Consider the following 652-nt stretch of genomic DNA (forward strand, 5'->3'; position numbering starts at 1 on the left):
CGTGCGGGGAGGGACGGGCCGGCGCGCGTCGGTGTGGAGCTCGTCGAGGGCGAAGGGCCCGGGGCGGACGGGGCGGAGCGCCGAGACGACCGTGAGCGGGACGATGGTCTGCCGGGCCCAGCAGCCGAAGTCGTAGATGTTCAGCGGTACCCAGGGCGGCAGGAAGACCAGTTCGGGCGGGAGTTCGGGCAGGTGGTCCCAGCTCCACCAGCCGAAGAGGGCGAGCCAGATGCGGGTGAAGACGCGGGCGGCGGCGATGCCGCCGTGGGCGCGGATCCAGGCGGAGGCGCGGGCCATGTGGGGGGCGTCGGGGGCGTCGCCGGCCAGGCGCAGGGCGACGTAGGCCTCGACGGTGGCGGACAGGTCGGGCGGTCCGTCGTGGAAGGTGGCCCAGGTGCCGTCGGGGCGCTGGCCGCCGCGGATGTGGCGGGCGGCGGCCGCGGTGGTGGCCTCGTCGCGGAGGCCGAGGAACTGGCGCAGCAGGAGGTCCTCGGCGTCCATGGTGACGTTGGTCTCCAGGTCGCCCTTCCACCAGCCGGCCGGGTCCTGCCGGTCGAGGAGGTGGCGCACGGCCCGCGCGGCGGCCTCCTGGACGCCGGGCGGTCCGGCGGGCTGCGGGAGGGGCGGGCCGGCGGACCGCCCGGCGTCCAGG

Annotated in this window: 1 pseudogene; it reads right to left on the reverse strand. The window is 77.3% G+C overall.

Annotated elements, in window-relative coordinates:
- Positions 1-651 (reverse strand): annotated as a pseudogene (locus EF903_RS33490) (squalene--hopene cyclase); the annotation flags it as partial.
- Position 652 lies beyond the last annotated feature (1 nt).

Source organism: Streptomyces sp. WAC05292 (assembly GCF_003949955.1).
Lineage (GTDB): Bacteria > Actinomycetota > Actinomycetes > Streptomycetales > Streptomycetaceae > Streptomyces > Streptomyces globosus.